We start from the raw sequence: 17940 nt of genomic DNA on the forward strand, positions 1-17940 counted from the left end.
ATTTGACCTTCCGGTTCAGGCTGCCGCGAGCGATTCTTCGGGCTCATCGACGCCAAGATAGGCCTCGACAACACGTGGGTTGGCCTGCACTTCCGCGGGCTTGCCCTCGGCGATCTTGATGCCGTAGTCGAGCACGATGACGTGGTCGGAGATCGACATGACAAGATCCATGTGATGCTCGACCATCAAGATGCTCACACCGCATTTGCCGATCCGAAGCAGCAACTGCCCGAGCTCGGCGGTCTCCTGCGGGTTGAGACCGGCAGCAGGTTCATCGAGCAGAAGGAGTTGCGGCTCGGTCGCCAGCGCCCGCGCGAGCTCGACGCGACGTTGCAAGCCGTAGGGCAGGCTTCCAGCCGGTTGGTGCGCAAGATGCAGCAGGCCCACCAGATTCAGCAACTGCAAGGCACGCGCCCGCGTCGCGGCCTCTTGCTTCTTCGCGCTCGGCAGGTGGAACAGGGAAGCAAGAAAGCCGTTCGTCATACGGCTGTGACGGCCGAGCATGACGTTGTCGAGCACTGACAATTCGGCGAAGAGACGCAGGTTCTGGAAGGTGCGGCCCATCCCCATGCAGCAGATCGAGTGCACCGGCTGACCGGAGACTTCCTGGCCGAGGAACCGGATCGAGCCCTCGGTCGGATCGATCAGGCCAGTCAGCATGTTGATCATCGTGCTCTTGCCGGCCCCGTTCGGCCCGATCAGCGCGTGGATATGCCCGCGCTGCAGCCGGAACGAGACGTTCTGGGCTGGCTTGACGCCGCCGAAGTTTTTGGTAACTCCTTGCACCACCAGCAACTCCCCTTGGCCCGCGGGGCCGATGTGCGTGGGTGCGGCATCAGCGTTCGATAGTTCGGCTTTCTCAATCGACCGTCTGAACCACCTCGAGAACAGGCCGGTCACGCCGCCTGGCATTACATAGAGCGCAAAAAGCAGCAAGAAGCCATACAGGAAATGCTGCGCCGAGGGCCAGCGTGCCAAGGCGGCATCGACCGCCGTCAGGATGACGGTGCCGACCAGCGGTCCATACTGGGACCCCGCCCCGCCGAACAGCACCAGAAGCAGGATGAAGATGGACAGATGGAAGGTGATGAAGTCCGAGTTGATGTACTGGTTCTGTTGGGCGACCAGCGCACCAGCGATGCCGCACGTGACGGCCGCGACGACGAACGCAATGACCTTGGCGCGATAGACCCGGACACCCACCGATGAAGAAGCAATCTCGTCAGCCTGTAACGAGAGCAGCGCGCGGCCGAAGCGGCCCTGCAGAAGGTTGCGCAACAAGAGGTGAGTCAAGGCGCACAGGCCAATGCCAAGCCAGACCCATTGCAACGAGGTCAATGGCTGCCCCTCCCAGGTCAGGGCCTTGATGCCATAGATCCCTTGCGCGCCGCCGAACACGTCGGTCCATTCGCCCACGAGCTTTTCCACAACAATGCCGAAGGCCAGCGTCACCATGGCGAGGTAAGGTCCCTTCACTCGCAGCGATGGCAAAGCGATGAGGACGCCGCAGACCGCAGAGATGCCGGCTGCCACCACCAGCGCGAGCCATGGATTCATTTCGGTACGCGTCGTCAGCAGTGCAACCGCATAGGCTCCTGCAGCGAAGAGCCCTGCCTGGCCCAGCGACTTCTGCCCTGCATAGCCCACCAGCACATTCATGCCGGCAGCGCAGAGGTAGTAGACGCACATCATGAAGACGATGCGCAGGTAGTAGTCGTTGCCGAACAGGGACGTGATGCCGATCATCGCGGCGGCGGCGAGCAGGACGCCTGCAAGATGTTGGGTGCGCTTCATACCTTCTCCACCAGCTTCTTGCCGAACAATCCTGTCGGGCGGAAAGCCAGAACCAGGATCACAAGACCGAAGACGGCCACCTCCCGCCACTGGGCCTGCCACAGATTCACCAGCGACTCGAACACACCGAGAACGAACCCGCCGATCACACAGCCACGCGGGTTGCTCAGGCCTCCGATCATTGCGCCGGAGAATCCCTTCAGGCCCACGGTGAGGCCCATGAAGAGCGATGCCTGGGCGATCGGCGCGAGCAGAAAGCCAGACAGCCCCGCGAGCGCCGAACTGATCACAAAGGCGCCGATCATCACGGCGTTGGTGTTGATGCCCATGAGGCTGGCAACGTTGCCGTTCGCCGCCACCGCACGCATGGCTTTGCCGACCATGGTCCGGTTCATGACGAAATCAAAGCCGATCATGATGACCACGGCGACAGCCAGCGTCAGAAGCTCCTGGGGACGGACGCCAATTCCGAGCAGGCGGATCACCTCATCACCCACCGGACCAGGTACCACCACGGGTTTGGGACCCCAGATGGCCAAGCCGATACTCTGCAAGATGACTCCGAAGCCCAGGGTGCTCATGACCCAGGCCATGCCCGGGCGTCCTGCAAAGGGGCGCACACCAACCGCGTAGAGGAGCCATCCGAGAAGGCCCATGACACCGAGCGCTGCCGCAAGAGCAAGAAGCTGGGCTCCAGCGCCTGGCAGTGCCTGCCCAAAGGTGGTCGAGGTCACAGGAAGCCCCAGGACCAGGAAGAGCGCGCTCATGCCGATGAATGCACCTGCCGACACGAACTCGCCATGCGAGAAGTTCAGTGTCTTGGTCGTCGTGAAAGTAATGCTGAAGCCCAGGGCGACCAGCGCGTAGGCACCGCCCACGGCCAAGCCACTGAGAACTGCTTGGAAGAGCGCCTCAACCATAGTTGCCTCCGAGATGATTGTCCGGGCCGCGGATGCGGCCTGGTTACGCAAGTCGCGTTACTGCTTGAAGTCCGCACCAGCCAGTGAGCCGACGATCGAGTCCGTGTACGGCATCAGCTTGCCGTCCTTCCAGCGAATCCACACCAGGTCCTTGGCCGTCAAGGCCTCGTGGTTGGTCTTGCTGAAGGGCTTGTCGTACGTCTTGAGAACGCCTTGGACCGGCGTCTTCAGATCTTCGAGTGCGACACGAACGGCGGGCCCATCAAAACTGTTGGCTTGCTTCGCTGCGGCGGCATAGAGCATGACCGAGTCGTAGCCGTGCAGCGCGAAGGAGAAGGAGCCCGGCGCCTTGAGCTTGGGACCAACGCGGTCGAACAGCTTCTGCTGGGCTGGCGTACGAGTCTCGCTGACGGTGCGCATGAAGATCGGCTTTTCGGCCAACGTCTTGCCTGCTGCGTCATAGAACGTGATGTTGTCTGCGGCCCACGAGGTCAGTACCAGGGGGAAGTAGTTGATCTTCTCCATGCTGCGTACCAGTTGTGCAATGGGGGTTCCTTGCGCCCAGACCACCACCGTGTCCACGCCCGCAGACTTCATCTTGCTCAGCTGGGAAGTCATGTCCGTATCGCCAACGCCGAATCGCTCCGTCGCCGCGATCTTGATGCCCTGGGATTTGGCAATCTCTTCCATGTCCTTCAGGCCGCCCTGGCCGTAGCCTGTCGTCTCGGCCATGAAGCCGACGACCTTTGACTTGTCCGTGTTCTTCTTGACGTACGCCATCAGCGCTGCGACCTGCTCGCGGTCCACCATCGAAACGCGGAACATGTAGTTGTCGGCCCCCGGGCTCGTCGGCTTCGTGATGTCAGTGCCCGAGCCCACGTTCCCGATGACTGGAATCTTCTTCTGGTTGGCGATGTGCTTCCAGGCCATGGCATTGCCGGAGTTGGTCGGGCCGAACACGGCGGCGACCTTTTCGTTGTCGACCAGCTCGCTCATGTTCTGAATCGACTTCGGGGGTGCCGAAGTGTCGTCGCGAGTGACGAGAGTCAACTTCTTGCCAATGACACCGCCCGCAGCATTGATGTCGGCGATCGCCGCTTCCATGCCCAACACTGCTGCTTGGCCGCTTTGCGCGGAGGGAGAGGCCGACAAATCGCCGTTGTAGCCCAATTTGATGTCTTGAGCCATTGCGGCCGTTGCAGCAACAAGACTCGCGGCAAGTACGGCCCGCTTCAGGAACTTAGGAATGCTCATAGCTGTCTCCGGATTTATCGAACTCAGTGAGTTCAGGGTTGCGAACAAGGAAGGAATAAGCCTGCGAATCAGGAAGCAAGGAAGCCGCCGTCAACGGGAAGAGTCACGCCTGTCACGTAGGAGGCCATGCGCGATGCCAGGAACACCACGGGGCCGACCAGTTCCTCGGGCTGCCCCACCCGACCCATCGGCGTGCGCAGCATGAACTTTTCGAGGCGATCTGGCGCTTCCCGCGTGAACGATGTCATCGGCGTCTCGATGACACCTGGCGCAATCGCGTTCACACGGACACCGTCTTTCGCCAGTTCGACCGCGAGCGCTTGCGTCATGAGCTTGACCGCGCCCTTGGAGGGGGAGTACCCCACGACGTTCGGAATTCCGGTGCTCGAAGCGATGGACCCGACGTTGATGATCACGCCCTTGGTTTCCTTCAGCGAATCCAACCACGCATGCGTTGGAAGGAAGGTGCCCATCACATTCACAGTCAGCGTGCGCTCGAGGTTCGAAGCCACTCTCGGACTGTCCAGTCCTTCGCGGATGATGATGCCGGCGTTGTTCACCAGGATGTCGATGTTTCCGACTTCGCTTGCCACTGTGATCGCCAGTGCTTGGCAAGCATCTCTCGACGTCACGTCCAGCTTGTATGCGACTGCCTTGCCGCCTGCAGCATCGATCTCGGCAGCAACTGCTGTGGCGGTTTCTTCGTTCAGGTCGGTCACAACGACTTTGGCGCCCGCTTTCGCGAGACCCTTTGCGATCGCCTTGCCATTGCCTTGGCCTGCGCCAGTCACAAGAGCGATGCGCCCGTTCAAAACCTGTGGTGCCATGAGTTCGGAGATTTCCATTTGTGTGTCGTACTTCGTTGGTGGGGATCAGGCAGCGCGGGCACGCTGGCGCGGAGTGGCCAACTGGACGACATCACCGGCCGCAGGTCGCTTCGCTTGGTTGGCAAGCGCGTTACCGACGACGTAGCCAAAGGTCAGTGCCGGGCCCAACGTGATGCCGGCCCCGGGATAGTTGCCACCCATGATGCTGGCGGCGTCATTGCCGACGGCATAGAGACCGTTGACTGGTTCCCGGGCCTGCGTGAGGACTTGGCAAAACTCATTCGTCAGGAGACCGGCGAATGTGCCGATCTCGCCGACAACAATCTTGATCGCGTAGTACGGGCCCTGGCGGATTGGAGCCATGCACGGATTCGGCGTCACCAAAGAGTCGCCCTGGAAGCGGTTGTAGGCTGTGCTGCCCTTGCCAAACTCCGTATCGACACCCTTGGCGGCATCACGGTTGAAGGATTCGACCTCCTCCTGCAGCGCCACATTGGGCACGCCGATCACCTTGGCCAGCTCCTGCAGACTATTGCCCTTCTTGAGATACCCGCTCTTCAGATGCTTGCCGATGGGCAGTGGAAACGGAGCCACCGCGCCCAATCCATATTCCCGCAGGTGCTTGTGATCGCAGATGAGCCAGCAAGTGACCTCGGGCATCCCCTTGCAGGCCTTTACCAGGTCTTGAATGAAATCGTGATAGGACAGCGCCTCGTTCGTGAAGCGCCGCCCATCGGGAGTGACCGCAATCGCGCCTGGTTTGGCGCGGTCGATGAAATGAGGCATGACGCCTTCGGAACCATCCTTGCGCCTGGTCACCGAAGTTGGGCACCATGCAGCAGCATTCGGAATCGTGGGGTCGACCCAGCCTCCAACGGATTCACCCAGGCGCAAGCCGTCGCCGGTATTCAGTGCGGGCGACGGGGTGAAGTGCTCGCGGCCGGTCGGCGCATGCGGGAACAGTTGCTTGCGACGCTCCACGTCATACGGGAAGCCACCGCACGCGAGGACCACGCCACGGCGCACTCGGATCCCGAGCGGCTTGCCGTCCTGAACGACGTTCGCTCCGACGACGGCACCACCTTCCACGATGAGCGACTTCACTGTCGAGTTCAGCCAGACCGGGACGTTGAGGTCCATTGCGGCCTTGGCGAGTCGGCCAGCCAAGGCGTTGCCATTGGTCAGCGTCATCCCGCGGCCATACCTCACGACGTCCAGCAAATGGCCGCCGAAGCGCTTGACGACGTACCAGAAGGACTCGAACGATTTGAAGGCACGCAGGAAATGCCACAGCTCCTTCCCGGAGCCAAGCATCATCCCGAACACCGTCAGTTCGGGCACCGGCGGCGCCAGCTTGTCGATGCGGCTGCCCAGTTCTCGCCCGTCGAACGGGCGGGTCACCATGGACCGGCCGCCCGGCTGGCCGCCGGGTGCTTCGGCGTGGTAGTCCGGAAACACCGGCGGCATGTCGAACTGCACGCATGTGTTCTCGGTGAAGAAATCGAAGGCCTTGGGCCCGTTTTCGATAAAGGCGTCAACGCGCGCCGCGTCGAAATGGGTGGTGGCCTCGTGCTGCAGATAAGCACGCGCCGCCCCCGCGGGCTCGTCGATGCCCTGTTCCTTCGCGAGCTTGGTGCCGGGAATCCACAGCCATCCGCCTGAGCGCGCGGTGGTGCCGCCGTAGACCGCCGCCTTGTCGACGACCAGAACCTTGAGGCCTTGGTGAGCCGCGGTGACCGCTGCCGACATGCCAGATGCGCCAGTGCCGACCACCAGTACGTCGTACTCAGTTTCCTGCTTGCTCATTGAGCATCACTCCTTGAGGTAAGGGGCCTCATCTGTCGACCCGAGGGCGTTAGTATTGTGCTAACGCATATTACCTGTGCTAATCGTTTACCCTGATCTAATCCAGTAGGTAGAATCAGATTGTTAGGAGACGCTATGGCCACCAGCGAAAACGAAGGCGGTTCCGAGAAGGAACGTAGAGGCATCCAATCCATCGAGGCTGGAGGCCAATTGCTGCTTGCACTCGGCGCCCAGGGTCGCCCGATGCCTTTGAGGGAACTCGCGAAGGCTGCAGACATGGCCCCTGGAAAAGCTCACCCCTATCTGGTGAGCTTTGCCAAGCTGGGGTTGGTCACCCAAGAGGCTTCCACGGGCTACTACTGGTTAGGTCCGACTGCCATGCAACTTGGCCTGGTCACTCTTCGAATGCTCAATCCTGTCCGCGAGGCCACGCCGTTCGCGGAGAATTTGGCACGGGAGACGGGGCACAGCGTGGCTCTTTCGGTCTGGGGCAATCAAGGTCCGACCATCGTGTATCTCTTCGACGCGATCTATCCGCTTCACACGAACATTCGCACCGGAACCGTCATGTCGCTGGCGGGCACCGCTACAGGCCGTCTGTTCGCTGCCTATCTGCCCCCCAAGCTCATCGAGGAATCGCTGCTCGAGGATGAGCGGCGGCTCGGGCCGGACATTGCAAAGCCTGTAGACGCGGAAGATTTGCAAGGCATGCTGAACGATGTGCGCAAACACGGTGTGTCTCGCTCCATCAACAACCCCACGCCCGGCGTCTGCTCCTTTGCGGCACCCGTCTTCGACTACTCCGGAAACATCGTGCTGGGGATCACGCTCATGGGACGCTCGCGATCTTTCGATACGGAGTGGACCGGTACCCAGGCGAAAGCGGTGAGAGCTTGCGGCGTCGAAGTTTCTAAACGCCTCGGTCGTTGAGCTACGCCTTGGCGGCCCTCATCCGCTGCCTCGCAACTCCCCAGCGAGCAAAGGGCGTCACGCCACTAGCCTTTCTGTGATTCGACTTGGTGTCGAGGCTGAGTCCGCTTGCCACTGCAAAGCCAACGTTTGGGGGCGAAGTTGAAAGTCGCTGAAGAGCCCGTTGCAGTCTTTCAGTTCTCTAGGAAGCCGTCGGTCGATTCGACCGCCCACCATCTACCTCGAGAGCCTGACCAAGAGACCGGGTGCGGGCTTGGGCAGTACGCCTTCGGCGTCCGTGCTCCTAGAGCGCATCGCAGCGCGATGGCCGCCGGTATATTGTTCGCGCGCGAACTCGAAGCTCATCGTGATGAAAGCCAACTCCGTACCGCCAGACAGGCGCAGCCGTTGCCGGGTTGCTGGACTCATCTCAGAACTCCTTGACTGGTTGGATCACCCGCAGGATTCACACCATTTCTAGTGCCTCTGCAGGATCACCTCAGGCCTTCTCGAAAGCCGGCCTGAAGACCGTGGCCGCGAAATCCTCGAGCGTCGTCGGGTTGATCTCGGTCGGGCCCTTGTCGTACTCGCCATCGAGGCGTCCCGTGGAGAAGGCCGCGCTCATTTCCGCGAGCTGCGCGGCGGCGTTCGCGGAGAAGCCCTGCTGCATCAGCGCTGCCCTGCCCTGTTCCGGATCGGCTTGGACATACGCGAGATCCGGCTTGCCGATGGCCGCGCCGAGGAGCGCCGTGGCTTTCTTCATCGTGTAGAGGCTTGGCGCGCGCAGATGGAGCACGCGCTTGTCCTTGCCTGAAGGCGCACGCAACTCGCGCGCCACGACTTGCGCGATGTCGGCAGTTGCCACCATCGGTAGCAGTGAATCGGGCGCCGTCATGTCCGCATATGAGCCAGGGCGCAGGCATCTCCTTCTTTCCCAGCACGGCAGATCTGCGCGCCAAGGTGGAAGCCGGGCGCCTCGTCCGTCTTTTTCCTGGCTGGGCGTCGGGGCGCATGTTTCTCTACGCGCCGTATCCGGGCAACATCGCTCCTCCTGCGAAGACGCGCGCGTTCATCGACCTCGCGAAGGAAGCCGTGCGATCTGCGGGTTCCTAGGATTCACCCGATCGAATCCGTTGGCTCGCACATCAGAATGCTGTCACATTCCATTCGTAGTCCATCGCGACTTCACTGAGCAGGCGTAAGCGGCCTGCCGGCTCGCATGCCAGTGCGGACAGAATCTTCTCGTTCATGCGACGCATCGTAGCCTTGGCTTCGTCAATGAATTCGGGGGAAAGTCCCTGGTCCTCATATCGCATCACAAATGCGCGTGCGGCGGTGCCGACGACGAAGTAGAGGCTTGCGTTTTCTGCATCCGCCTTCATGAGATCGATCGCTGACCTGTGGAGCGCCTTGAAGGCGTCGGTGCCCAGACTGGAGTCGTTGAATTGATCGCTGATTTGCCTGAAGTTCATGACATTTCCTTTATGAGTGGCTCATTGGCGCCCACCCCACCGCGCGCTTGTGACCACGCCGAAGGGCCCGATAGAAATTCATCCAGTTCGCCCAATGCGGCGGCGCCGAAGTCGTTGCGCGTCCGAGCAACGGCCAGGATGTCGCGCCAAGTGGCCAGCGCATGCACCTCGACGCCCAGCGTTGCAAGAAGCGCCCTGGCACCGAAGGTGCCGTAGTCGAAGATGACGAAGGCGTCCTGCACCTTGGCACCGGCGCTGCGCAATGCGCCGATGAACGCGACTTTCGATGCGCCCGCGGCCATCATGTCGTCCACCAGCAGCACCTTGGCGCCTCTGCGGATCACGCCCTCGACCTGGTTCGTTCCAGCCGCCCGCTTGCGGACATACTGCAAAGGCAGCTCGCGCGCCTGCGCAATCCAGGCGGCGAAGGCAATACCGCTGGCCTCGCAGCCCGCAATCGACGCAACGTCCCGCATGGCCTCGCTGGTCTGCAGTCGGTCGATGGCGCGGGCGACGAGGTCTGTGCGAACAACCGGAAATGAAATGAGCCGCCGGCAATCCATGTAGACAGGGCTGACCCAGCCGGACGGCAGGCGAAAAGGCTCGTCGGCACGAACCGTCACGCAGCCCGAGTCGATCAAGCAGGCAGCAACCGCCTGTGCTGGGTCTGGGGAAGCATGCGATGAGCTCATCCGTGGATTCCGATCTATTGAAGACGTTCGAGCAGCTTTCGCAGGTGCTGCGCACCCGCTTTGCCCTTGTAGGCAGACTTCCAGAGCTTGGCGATCATGGCCTCGTACATGCGCACCGCCTCGGGAGATGCGGTGACGGTGGCGATTCCATTCCTGACATTGGGCAATTCGCCGAGGCGGAACGGGCTGACAGCGAGCACGCTGCTTTCACGGCCAGAAAACACCTGGAAGGTCGATGCCGGCATGGCATCGTCGATCAGTCCGATCTGCACGTCGATGGGCTCGCTTTCCATCAGGTCGGCGATTCGATCTACCTCACGCCTTGCCGCGAGCCTGCGCACGGCCCGGGTCTTTTCTGGCAAGTCGACCCTGCCCACCAGGCCGGTCTGCACAAAGCGTTCGAGTTCGCGCAAACCGATCAGGCTGACGATGTGGGGCCTGCGCTTCTGGAAGAACGCGCGCCGCTCCGCCATGATCTGCAGCATCTTGTCGATGTCTGCCGCGCTGGGCGCCTTGGCTTGGCTCCCGGGGGAAGCTTCGACCAGCATCTCGCGCAAGAGCGGCAAGTAGCCGTCAGAGGTGAGCAGCAAGGAGATTGGCTCGAAGTGCGCCAGGATGCGATCGGCGGACTCTTCCAGCTGGCGCATTCGTTCGAACAGGCCAAGAGCGGTCGGGTAGTACTCGACTTCGACGCCGAGCAGGGACGCCATGGAGGTGTTCAGCAGCGCGGCCAGACGCTCCAGGGTTTCGATCTTGACGATCTCGCCCTTCTCCAGCCGATAGACCACCGCCCTGGAAATGCCCAGTTGTTCCGCGACATCCTCGGCAAGCAAGGACGCACCCACGCGATACGCCCTCAACCTGTTGCCCAGGGCCGCATAGTCGATGGACGACTTGTAGTCTCGGTCGGCAGCTTTCATCTCGTTTTTCACTCCCGGAGTCGAAAAAGAGACTATAGAGGATTGCGCACCGAAGGTCATCAGGAGGCGCTCCATGCGAGCTTGGTGCCGCCCAGGAACGGATGAATCGTGGCACCGCCTGGCACCGGGATGTCTTCAGGCACCAGGTAATCGGTGCAGGTCCACGTCACCCTGTCTTCATTCGGTGGCAAGCCGTAGAAGCGCGGACCATTGAGGCTGGAGAAGGCTTCGAGACGGTCGAGCGCCTTCTCCTCGTCGAACACGGTGCAATAGCTGTGCATTGCAGCGGGCGCGTTGAAGATGCCAGCGCAGCCGCATCCCGCTTCCTTGAGCGCGCGAAAGTGAGGCGCCGAATCCGTGCCAAGAAAGAACCTCGGATCTCCCGAGGTGGCGGCCTTCCGCAGCGCCAGGCGATGGCGCTCCCGCTTGAGGACGGGAAGGCAATAGAAATGCGGCCGCAGCCCGCCAGTGAACATCGCGTTGCGGTTGAACATCAGGTGCTGCGGGGTGATCGTCGCGCCCAGGCGGCCGCTCGTATCGGCCAGCACGAAATCGGTGGCCGACTCGGTCGTGATGTGCTCCAGCACGACCTTGAGGGCAGGGAAGTCTTTCAGCAAGGGGCGAAGGACGGTCTCGATGAACACAGCCTCGCGGTCGAACACGTCGACCGCAGGATCGGTGCTTTCCCCGTGCACGAGAAGCGGCATTCCGATTTCCTGCATCGCCTCGAGAGACCCGGCAATCTTGGCGATCGAGCTGACGCCGAACTCCGAATGCGTTGTCGCGCCCGCAGGATAGAGCTTGGCCGCGGTGAAGACCTGCTCCTCGAAACCACATCGAAGCTCCTCGGCGGGCGTGTTGTCGCACAGGTACGCCGTCATGAGGGGCGAGAACTGCACGCCGGGGTCCAGCGCCGCGAGAATCCGCTCGCGGTAGTCCCGTGCCAGCGCAACCGTAGTGATCGGCGGCTTCAGGTTGGGCATGACGATGGCGCGAGCGAACTGCTTCGTCGTGTGCCGCAGCACGGCTTTCAGGACCTCGCCATCGCGCAGGTGCAGGTGCCAGTCGTCGGGTCGGCGCAAGGTGATGGATCGCGTCATCGGGCGCCTCATGCAAGCTGGGCGAATGCACTGTGCATGGCCCGCATGCCGAGCATGAAGTCGCCCATGTCCATGGCCTCATGCGGGTTGTGCGACCCGTTCTGGTTGCGCACAAATAGCATGCCGCTTGGAATGCCGGCATTGGCAAACAGCGATGCGTCGTGCCCTGCGCCGCTGGGAATCACCTCAAAGCGTGTGCCCTGCGCCGAGCAGGCTTTCGAAAGAACGTCGCAGATGGACGTGTCCATGGTGGCGGGATCGCTCAGAAGGCGACGGTCGAACTCGAAGCGAACGCCGCGCTCGCGCTCGATGGCCGTGCATTCGGTGCGCATCAGCTGGTAGAAGGCCTCCAGCGTGTCGATGTTCTTGCTGCGTGCCTCCAGGCTGAAGCTGACGTGCCCCGGGATGCGCGAGACCGAGTGCTCAGCCGGATCGGTGGTCACGATGCCCGTCGTCACGACCAGGTCGGTCCCACGTTCGAGGAGGACGCGCCAATGTTCGTCAATGCGCATGATCAGGTCGGCCACTGCAAACATGGCGTCGTGGCGTAGCCAGCGCGGCACCACGCCGGAATGCTGCGCGTCACCGTGGCACACGACCCGGTTGTGGCGCACGTTGCCCCGGATGCCGGATACGACGGCCAGTGGCAACTGGCGCGCGACCATCACCGGCCCCTGCTCGATGTGCAGTTCGAGATAGGCCTTGACCCTGGATTTGTCGATGAGGACCTGCTGCGTGCGGATCGCCTCGATGTCGGCCCCGCAGGCCAGCATGCAGTCGGCCATCGTCTGGCCGGTCGTGCGCTGCTTGAGATCGAGGTCGGCCGTACTGATCTTGCCGAACAGCGCGCCCGATCCCATGTAGGCCTTGCCGAACCATGCACTTTCCTCGCCACGGAATGCAACCACCTCGAGCGGCCGCCGATAGCGCGTGCCACTGCGCTTCTGCTCCAGCAAGCACAGCAGTCCGGCGACAACGCCGGCATAGCCATCGAAATTCCCGCCTTGCGGCACAGAGTCGATGTGGGATCCGGTCCACGAGACCGCCGGCGAGGCGCCGGACCCGGGCAAGCGAAACACCAGATTGGCCGCCCGATCGGCATGCACGTCGAGCCCCTGCTGCTTCGCGAACTCGCGCAGGTACTCGGCTGTTGCCGATTCGCCGCGTCCGTAGCTCTCGCGTGTGACGCCGATGCCATCGAAGGACAGATCGCGCACGTCCGAAAAAAGCGTTTCAGCAATGGACTGGAGGCATGGAACATTCATGGACGCGGCCTTCAACCCGATTGCTGCGCAAAGCGCAGCCAGCGATCCGACAACTGCCGGTCAAGCTCGACCTGGCCGGTCAGCTCGCGAATGTTCTCGACGCCGACCTCCTGGCAAAGGGACTCGAGCCCGTCGATGATCTTCTGCATGGCGCCGGGATCGATGAACGAAGCGGTGCCGACCTGGACCGCGCTCGCGCCGGCCAGCATGAACTCGAACGCATCCTCCGCGGACGAGATGCCGCCACAACCGATGATCGGTATGCGCACACTGCGGTAGCACTGGTGCACCATCCGCAGCGCGATCGGTTTGATCGCCGGTCCCGACAAGCCCCCCATGACGTTGCCGAGCTTGGGCTTGCGCGTGCGGACATCGATCGACATGCCAAGCACCGTGTTACCCATCACCAGGGCGTCGGCGCCGGCCTCCTCGGCCGCCTTGGCGACGGCAGCGATGTGCGAGGCGTTCGGCGTGAGTTTGGCCCAGAACGGGTGGCTGGTGCGCCGGCGGATCGCGCCGACCACCTTGTAGGTGGTCTCGGGCGTCATGGCGAAGGCCATGCCATCGGCCTCCAGGTTCGGGCAGGAGATGTTGGCTTCGATCACCGCGACCTCCGGCAACGACATCTCGGCCACCGCATCTGCAAATGCGTCGACCGTATCAGCGGAGATCGAGACGACGACCGGCGTGTCGTAGCGTGTGTAGGCGGGGAGCACCGACTCGCGGTAGTAGGCCAGCCCTTTGCTCGGGATGCCGATCGAGTTGAGCATGCCGCTGCAGGTCTCGGCCACGCGCGGCGTCGGGTTTCCCGCGCGGCATTTCGGGGACACGCTCTTGATCACGAGCGCGCCAAGATTGTTGAGATCGAGCGCTTCGGCGTATTCGATGGCGAAGCAGCCCGAAGCGGGCATCACCGGGTTGCGAAGGCCAAGCTCTCCGACCCTGACAGACAGATCAGCCAAACTCCACCTCCCCGACGACGTCGCTGATGGGAAACACGGGGCCTTCGCGGCAGACACGAAGGAATTGCTTGTCGCCGTCCTTGTCAAACAAGCGCACGCACGATAGGCACACGCCCATTCCGCACGCCATTCGTTGCTCCATGGCGACCTCGCCGCGCGTACCTGGAAAGTCTTTCAGCAGCTGCTGCAGGCATATGAGGATGCGATGCGAGCCGCACGTGTAGACCACGTCGTGGTGCTCGGCGCCCAGCAGGCGCCGCACCAGTTGTTCCATGGCCTCGACCGAGGAGCTTCCGTCGCTGTCGAATACGCAGTGGACATCGGCATCGACGCCGCGCAGGAACTCGTCGCGCATCAGGTCCTTCGGTGCGCGGGCCGACATGACGGCGGTGATCCGGATGCCTGCCCTTGCCGCATGCTGCAGCAGCGGCGCCATCGTTGCCAGGCCTACGCCGCGCGCCACGACCATGATCCGCTGGAAACCCGGCTCCAGCCCAAAGGTGTTGCCGAGCGGCCCCACGATGTCCATCTGGCCGCCGACTTCGAGATGCGACAGCGCATGGGTGCCCGCACCGGTGACGTTGTAGAGAAACTCGACGGTTCCGGCCTCGGGTCCAACGCCGTAGACGCTCATGGGCCGCAGCAGGAACGGACTCAGGTCATTGGTGCTCGGGCACTTCAACTGGTAGAACTGGCCAGGCTTGGTGGCGGCGGCGAGGTCCGCTTTCGCGGTCAGCTTGAGGTATTTGTAGCGGTCGTTGACCCAGCGGTGTTCGCGGACTTCGCAGCGATGCGAGGCGACGCTGTCTGCATTGCGCTGGAAGCAGGCCTGTGCCGTTGAAGAGCATTTCAACGCGACCGGCGCAAAGGCCGGCGATTGTTTTTCAATGGAGGCTTGCATCACTCGAGCTCCTTGCCTTTGAGCTCCGGAATGAGGAAGAGCGTTGCAACCATGTCCAGCACGTAGATGGCGGCAAGCAGGGCAATCGCCATCTGGAAGGAGTACGCCGACGCCAGTGCCCCGACGACTACCGGGCCGAATCCACCGACGCCGCGCCCGATGTTGAAGAGCACGTTCTGGGCCGTGGCACGCGCCTCGGTCGGGTAGGCCTCGGACATCAGCGCACCGTAGCCGCCCAGCATCCCGTTCACGAACATGCCCAGCACCGCGCCCGCCCACAGCATCGTGATTGGATCGCTCAGTTGCGAGTAGGTCAGCACCATCGCGACGGCGCCAGCCTGGAACAAGAGGAAACTGGGTTTGCGGCCGATGCGGTCTGCGATCTGGCCGAACACGAAGATGCCAGCCATCATCCCGAGGATGGTCACCGAGGTCCACATCGCCGACTTGGTGAGATTGAAGCCGAGCTTGTTGGCCAGGAAGCTGGGCATCCAGATCATGATGCCGTAGTAGCCGAAGTTCTGGACGGCGCAAAGGATCACGATGCCGAGGCTGGTACGCATCGTGCGCCTGTCCTTGACCAGCAGCTGGAACGCCTTCAGCTTGGCGTCCTTGACCTTCGCCTTGCGAACGAAGACCTCGGGTTCGTGCAGGCGATTGCGAATGACCCAGGCCACGACGGCCGGAAGGATGCCAACCATGAACATGCCGCGCCATCCGATGTGCGGAAGCAGGAGCGGCGTCAGCAAGGCGGCTCCAAGCACGCCGAGTTGCCATCCCAATGCCACGTACGAGGACACCCGCGCCCGCTTGTTGGCCGGCCACGCTTCGGCAGCCAGCGCCATGCCGATGCCGAACTCGCCTCCGAGGCCAATTCCAGCGATCGTGCGATACGCGAGCAGATCCCAGTAGCCCTGTGCGAAGGCGCACAGGCCGGTGAAGACGGCAAACAGCATGATGGTCCAAGTCATCACGCGAATGCGGCCGAAATGGTCGCTCAGCGAGCCGAACACGATGCCGCCGACGACAGCACCGATGAGCGTCCAGGTCACCAACGAGCCGGCCTGGCCGGCGCTCAGGTGCAGGTCGGCAGAGATGGCCGGGAGCATGAAGCCCAGGATGAGCAGGTCGAACCCATCCATCGCATAGCCGATCGCCGAGCCTGCAAGCGCCTTCCATGCATAGCCACTGACCTTGTCGCAGTCCTGCGGGATTGCCGCTGATTTGAGAGTCGTATCCACGTACATCGCTCCAGCAAAGGCGCCATTCGCACCCAGAGGTTGTTCGGCCGACGGATGACTCCCATTGGTTGGGGCCTGAGCCGGTTCGTATTTCGATATTAGTATCAAAAATGAGATTTGCAAAGGGTTTGGCACTGGGGTAAACCCCCCGGCGGCTCCTTGCACACTCTTGCGCGGCTACCGTGAACTTGAGGACCTCCAGTGCATCGGCTTTTTGGCGAGTGCCGCGGCATCGTCGCGCCAGCGCGTGGATAGCCACCCATGACAAAGCGCCTAGGCAGAAATAGGACAAAGCGCCCATGCGCGGTTCAGAACCGATCGCTACCGTGGTGCCATGTCTACTTCGACATGAACGCCAAGCCTGGGAGCCAGCCAATGAAGAATCGCATGAGTCCACATGCTGCTCCGACGGCTCACCTGATTCGCCGCGTCGCGCGCACCAGCGCCATGTTGGCCCTCCTCCTGTCCTCAGCCTTGGCTGGGGCGCAAACAGGCAGCAGCCAGAAGGCGAGCAAGGGCGAGATCCAGCGTGGCCGCTACCTGGTGATGATCGCGGGCTGCAATGATTGCCACACGCCCGGCTACGCCGCAAAGAACGGTGAGGTCGATGAAAAGCTGTGGTTGACGGGCGACGCCCTGGGCTGGTCCGGCCCTTGGGGCACGACGTATCCGGTCAACCTGCGCTTGTTCATGGCCGACATGAGCAAGCAGCAGTGGGTGAAGCATGCCCGCACCATGACACCCCGCCCGCCCATGCCATGGTTCAACGTGCGCCCGATGACCGACGCGGACTTGAAGGCCATCTACGTCTACACCCGCTCGCTGGGTCGCGGCGGCGACCCGGCACCCGCCTTTGTACCGCCGGGTACCAAGCCTGGCGGCCCGGTGGTGCAGTTCCCCGGCTGATCATGCAACGCGGTTCGCAGTGGCGTGCGCAGGACCCCCTCAGGTCTTCTCGAAAGCCGGCCTGAAGACCGTGGCCGCGAAATCCTCGAGCGTCGTCGAGGTGATCTCGGTCGGGCCTTTGTCGTACTCGCCATCGAGGCGTCCCGTGGAGAAGGCCACGCTCATTTCCGCGAGCTGCGCGGCGGCGTTCGCGGAGAAGCCCTGCTGCATCAGCGCTGCCCTGCCCTGTTCCGGATCGGCTTGGACATACGCGAGATCCGGCTTGCCGATGGCCGCGCCGAGGAGCGCCGTGGCTTCCTTCATCGTGTAGAGGCTTGGCGCGCGCAGATGGAGCACGCGCTTGCCCTTGCCTGAAGGCGCACGCAACTCGCGCGCCACGACTTTCGCGATGTCGGCGGTTGCCACCATCGGCAGCGGTGCATCGGGCGCAGTCATGTCCGCATACGCGCCGATGGTCCGGATCATCTCGATCGCGATCAGGTGGTTCTCGAAGAAGTAACCGGGCCGCAGGTGCAGCACGTCCACACCGGCGAGTTCATCCAGGCGCCGCTCCTGCCGATGCAGGCCCGCGATCGGGCCGTTCCCCGAGCCCAGGTGCGCGCCGACGCTGCTCAGATTCACGACGCGTTTCAGGCCAGCCGCAGCGATGGCGCGCGTGATTGCATTGCCCAGCCGATCCTGCTCGGCCGCCATGTCGTGCGCTGCGTAGTCGGTAGGGATCATCGTGTAGGCAGCCGTGGCGCCGGCGAATGCCTGGGCCAGGAAGCCCGCATCGCCGATGTCGCCAGCCGCGATGTCCGCACCCGCAGTCTTGACGGAGGCGAGCGATCCCGCATTGCGACCGACAACGCGTACCGGTGTCCCTTGTCCGAGCAGCAGTGCCGCGGCTTTGGATGTGACGTTGCCGTTGGAGCCGAGGAGCACGTACATGGCAGTTCCCTTCAAGGGTGATGTTGCGATGGGTGCCATGG

18 protein-coding genes are annotated in these 17940 nt (G+C 62.6%); 3 read left to right on the forward strand and 15 right to left on the reverse strand.

The window, feature by feature from the left end; all coding sequences use genetic code 11:
• Nucleotides 1-15: 15 nt before the first annotated feature.
• The 5 genes from RZE77_RS32520 to RZE77_RS32540 all read right to left on the reverse strand — a co-directional run bounded on the left by RZE77_RS32520 (nucleotide 16) and on the right by RZE77_RS32540 (nucleotide 6601).
• Complete coding sequence (locus tag RZE77_RS32520) at nucleotides 16-1794, reverse strand: branched-chain amino acid ABC transporter ATP-binding protein/permease (protein WP_319442793.1); 1779 nt, start codon at nucleotides 1792-1794, stop codon at nucleotides 16-18.
• Nucleotides 1791-2714: a branched-chain amino acid ABC transporter permease gene (locus tag RZE77_RS32525; RefSeq protein ID WP_319442794.1), complete on the reverse strand. Its 924-nt coding sequence runs from the start codon at nucleotides 2712-2714 to the stop codon at nucleotides 1791-1793. The genes RZE77_RS32520 and RZE77_RS32525 overlap by 4 nt, the downstream gene beginning before the upstream one ends.
• Before the next feature lie 57 nt (nucleotides 2715-2771).
• Nucleotides 2772-3968 carry an ABC transporter substrate-binding protein gene (locus RZE77_RS32530; RefSeq protein ID WP_319442795.1) on the reverse strand — a complete coding sequence of 399 codons (1197 nt, stop codon included), beginning with the start codon at nucleotides 3966-3968 and terminating at the stop codon, nucleotides 2772-2774.
• 68 nt (nucleotides 3969-4036) lie between these two features.
• The gene (locus tag RZE77_RS32535; protein ID WP_319442796.1) at nucleotides 4037-4813 is read right to left on the reverse strand and encodes an SDR family NAD(P)-dependent oxidoreductase; all 777 of its coding nucleotides are present in this window, start codon (nucleotides 4811-4813) and stop codon (nucleotides 4037-4039) included.
• Nucleotides 4814-4840: 27 nt separating this feature from the next.
• Nucleotides 4841-6601, reverse strand: coding sequence for an FAD-dependent oxidoreductase (locus RZE77_RS32540; protein ID WP_319442797.1), 1761 nt, complete (start codon nucleotides 6599-6601; stop codon nucleotides 4841-4843).
• Between the two features lie 135 nt (nucleotides 6602-6736).
• Between RZE77_RS32540 and RZE77_RS32545 the strand changes: the two genes are divergently transcribed.
• Entirely contained in the window at nucleotides 6737-7531 is a 795-nt protein-coding gene (locus RZE77_RS32545; protein ID WP_319442798.1) for an IclR family transcriptional regulator, read from the forward strand.
• A gap of 478 nt (nucleotides 7532-8009) precedes the next feature.
• Here RZE77_RS32545 and RZE77_RS32550 read toward each other — a convergent pair whose 3' ends face one another.
• The gene (locus RZE77_RS32550; RefSeq protein WP_319442799.1) at nucleotides 8010-8378 is read right to left on the reverse strand and encodes a Rossmann-fold NAD(P)-binding domain-containing protein; all 369 of its coding nucleotides are present in this window, start codon (nucleotides 8376-8378) and stop codon (nucleotides 8010-8012) included.
• Between the two features lie 35 nt (nucleotides 8379-8413).
• Between RZE77_RS32550 and RZE77_RS32555 the strand changes: the two genes are divergently transcribed.
• On the forward strand, nucleotides 8414-8623 hold the full coding sequence (locus RZE77_RS32555; protein WP_319442800.1) for a type 2 periplasmic-binding domain-containing protein: 210 nt from the start codon (nucleotides 8414-8416) through the stop codon (nucleotides 8621-8623).
• 32 nt (nucleotides 8624-8655) lie between these two features.
• Here RZE77_RS32555 and RZE77_RS32560 read toward each other — a convergent pair whose 3' ends face one another.
• Genes RZE77_RS32560 through RZE77_RS32595 form a run of 8 tightly spaced genes read right to left on the reverse strand, consistent with a single transcriptional unit; the run spans nucleotide 8656 to nucleotide 16069 of the window.
• Nucleotides 8656-8982: a hypothetical protein gene (locus RZE77_RS32560; RefSeq protein ID WP_319442801.1), complete on the reverse strand. Its 327-nt coding sequence runs from the start codon at nucleotides 8980-8982 to the stop codon at nucleotides 8656-8658.
• Nucleotides 8979-9674 carry an orotate phosphoribosyltransferase gene (locus RZE77_RS32565; protein WP_319442802.1) on the reverse strand — a complete coding sequence of 232 codons (696 nt, stop codon included), beginning with the start codon at nucleotides 9672-9674 and terminating at the stop codon, nucleotides 8979-8981. The genes RZE77_RS32560 and RZE77_RS32565 overlap by 4 nt, the downstream gene beginning before the upstream one ends.
• A 14-nt stretch (nucleotides 9675-9688) precedes the next feature.
• Nucleotides 9689-10594, reverse strand: a complete 906-nt coding sequence (locus RZE77_RS32570) for a helix-turn-helix domain-containing protein (RefSeq protein ID WP_319442803.1) — start codon at nucleotides 10592-10594, stop codon at nucleotides 9689-9691.
• Nucleotides 10595-10653: 59 nt separating this feature from the next.
• Complete coding sequence (pyrC, locus tag RZE77_RS32575; protein ID WP_319442804.1) at nucleotides 10654-11694, reverse strand: dihydroorotase; 1041 nt, start codon at nucleotides 11692-11694, stop codon at nucleotides 10654-10656.
• A gap of 8 nt (nucleotides 11695-11702) precedes the next feature.
• Nucleotides 11703-12959: a hydantoinase/carbamoylase family amidase gene (locus RZE77_RS32580; RefSeq protein ID WP_319442805.1), complete on the reverse strand. Its 1257-nt coding sequence runs from the start codon at nucleotides 12957-12959 to the stop codon at nucleotides 11703-11705.
• Nucleotides 12960-12970: 11 nt separating this feature from the next.
• Entirely contained in the window at nucleotides 12971-13921 is a 951-nt protein-coding gene (locus RZE77_RS32585; RefSeq protein WP_319442806.1) for a dihydroorotate dehydrogenase, read from the reverse strand.
• Nucleotides 13914-14822: a dihydroorotate dehydrogenase electron transfer subunit gene (locus RZE77_RS32590; protein ID WP_319442807.1), complete on the reverse strand. Its 909-nt coding sequence runs from the start codon at nucleotides 14820-14822 to the stop codon at nucleotides 13914-13916. The genes RZE77_RS32585 and RZE77_RS32590 overlap by 8 nt, the downstream gene beginning before the upstream one ends.
• Entirely contained in the window at nucleotides 14822-16069 is a 1248-nt protein-coding gene (locus RZE77_RS32595) for an MFS transporter (RefSeq protein ID WP_319443453.1), read from the reverse strand. Before RZE77_RS32595 ends, RZE77_RS32590 begins: the two co-directional genes overlap by 1 nt.
• A 369-nt stretch (nucleotides 16070-16438) precedes the next feature.
• Here RZE77_RS32595 and RZE77_RS32600 point away from each other — a divergent pair, with 369 nt between their 5' ends.
• Nucleotides 16439-16969 (forward strand): cytochrome c precursor, encoded by a 531-nt coding sequence (locus tag RZE77_RS32600; RefSeq protein WP_319442808.1) that lies wholly within the window; start codon nucleotides 16439-16441, stop codon nucleotides 16967-16969.
• A 39-nt stretch (nucleotides 16970-17008) separates the two neighbouring features.
• Here the strand turns inward: RZE77_RS32600 and RZE77_RS32605 are convergent, their stop codons facing one another.
• Entirely contained in the window at nucleotides 17009-17899 is an 891-nt protein-coding gene (locus RZE77_RS32605) for an NmrA family NAD(P)-binding protein (protein WP_319442809.1), read from the reverse strand.
• Nucleotides 17900-17940 lie beyond the last annotated feature (41 nt).

It is taken from the genome of Variovorax sp. SPNA7 (assembly GCF_033807855.1).
Lineage (GTDB): Bacteria > Pseudomonadota > Gammaproteobacteria > Burkholderiales > Burkholderiaceae_C > Variovorax > Variovorax beijingensis.

Coding starts and splice junctions, on each gene's coding strand:
- RZE77_RS32525 (WP_319442794.1), bottom strand. CDS start 2,714: ATGGTTGAGGCGCTCTTCCAAGCAGTTCTCAGTGGCTTGGCCGTGGGC.
- RZE77_RS32535 (WP_319442796.1), bottom strand. CDS start 4,813: ATGGAAATCTCCGAACTCATGGCACCACAGGTTTTGAACGGGCGCATC.
- pyrC (WP_319442804.1), bottom strand. CDS start 11,694: ATGACGCGATCCATCACCTTGCGCCGACCCGACGACTGGCACCTGCAC.
- RZE77_RS32520 (WP_319442793.1), bottom strand. CDS start 1,794: ATGAAGCGCACCCAACATCTTGCAGGCGTCCTGCTCGCCGCCGCCGCG.
- RZE77_RS32530 (WP_319442795.1), bottom strand. CDS start 3,968: ATGAGCATTCCTAAGTTCCTGAAGCGGGCCGTACTTGCCGCGAGTCTT.
- RZE77_RS32580 (WP_319442805.1), bottom strand. CDS start 12,959: ATGAATGTTCCATGCCTCCAGTCCATTGCTGAAACGCTTTTTTCGGAC.
- RZE77_RS32550 (WP_319442799.1), bottom strand. CDS start 8,378: ATGGTGGCAACTGCCGACATCGCGCAAGTCGTGGCGCGCGAGTTGCGT.
- RZE77_RS32595 (WP_319443453.1), bottom strand. CDS start 16,069: ATGTACGTGGATACGACTCTCAAATCAGCGGCAATCCCGCAGGACTGC.
- RZE77_RS32605 (WP_319442809.1), bottom strand. CDS start 17,899: ATGTACGTGCTCCTCGGCTCCAACGGCAACGTCACATCCAAAGCCGCG.
- RZE77_RS32555 (WP_319442800.1), top strand. CDS start 8,414: ATGAGCCAGGGCGCAGGCATCTCCTTCTTTCCCAGCACGGCAGATCTG.
- RZE77_RS32545 (WP_319442798.1), top strand. CDS start 6,737: ATGGCCACCAGCGAAAACGAAGGCGGTTCCGAGAAGGAACGTAGAGGC.
- RZE77_RS32565 (WP_319442802.1), bottom strand. CDS start 9,674: ATGAGCTCATCGCATGCTTCCCCAGACCCAGCACAGGCGGTTGCTGCC.
- RZE77_RS32540 (WP_319442797.1), bottom strand. CDS start 6,601: ATGAGCAAGCAGGAAACTGAGTACGACGTACTGGTGGTCGGCACTGGC.
- RZE77_RS32560 (WP_319442801.1), bottom strand. CDS start 8,982: ATGAACTTCAGGCAAATCAGCGATCAATTCAACGACTCCAGTCTGGGC.
- RZE77_RS32600 (WP_319442808.1), top strand. CDS start 16,439: ATGAAGAATCGCATGAGTCCACATGCTGCTCCGACGGCTCACCTGATT.
- RZE77_RS32590 (WP_319442807.1), bottom strand. CDS start 14,822: ATGCAAGCCTCCATTGAAAAACAATCGCCGGCCTTTGCGCCGGTCGCG.
- RZE77_RS32570 (WP_319442803.1), bottom strand. CDS start 10,594: ATGAAAGCTGCCGACCGAGACTACAAGTCGTCCATCGACTATGCGGCC.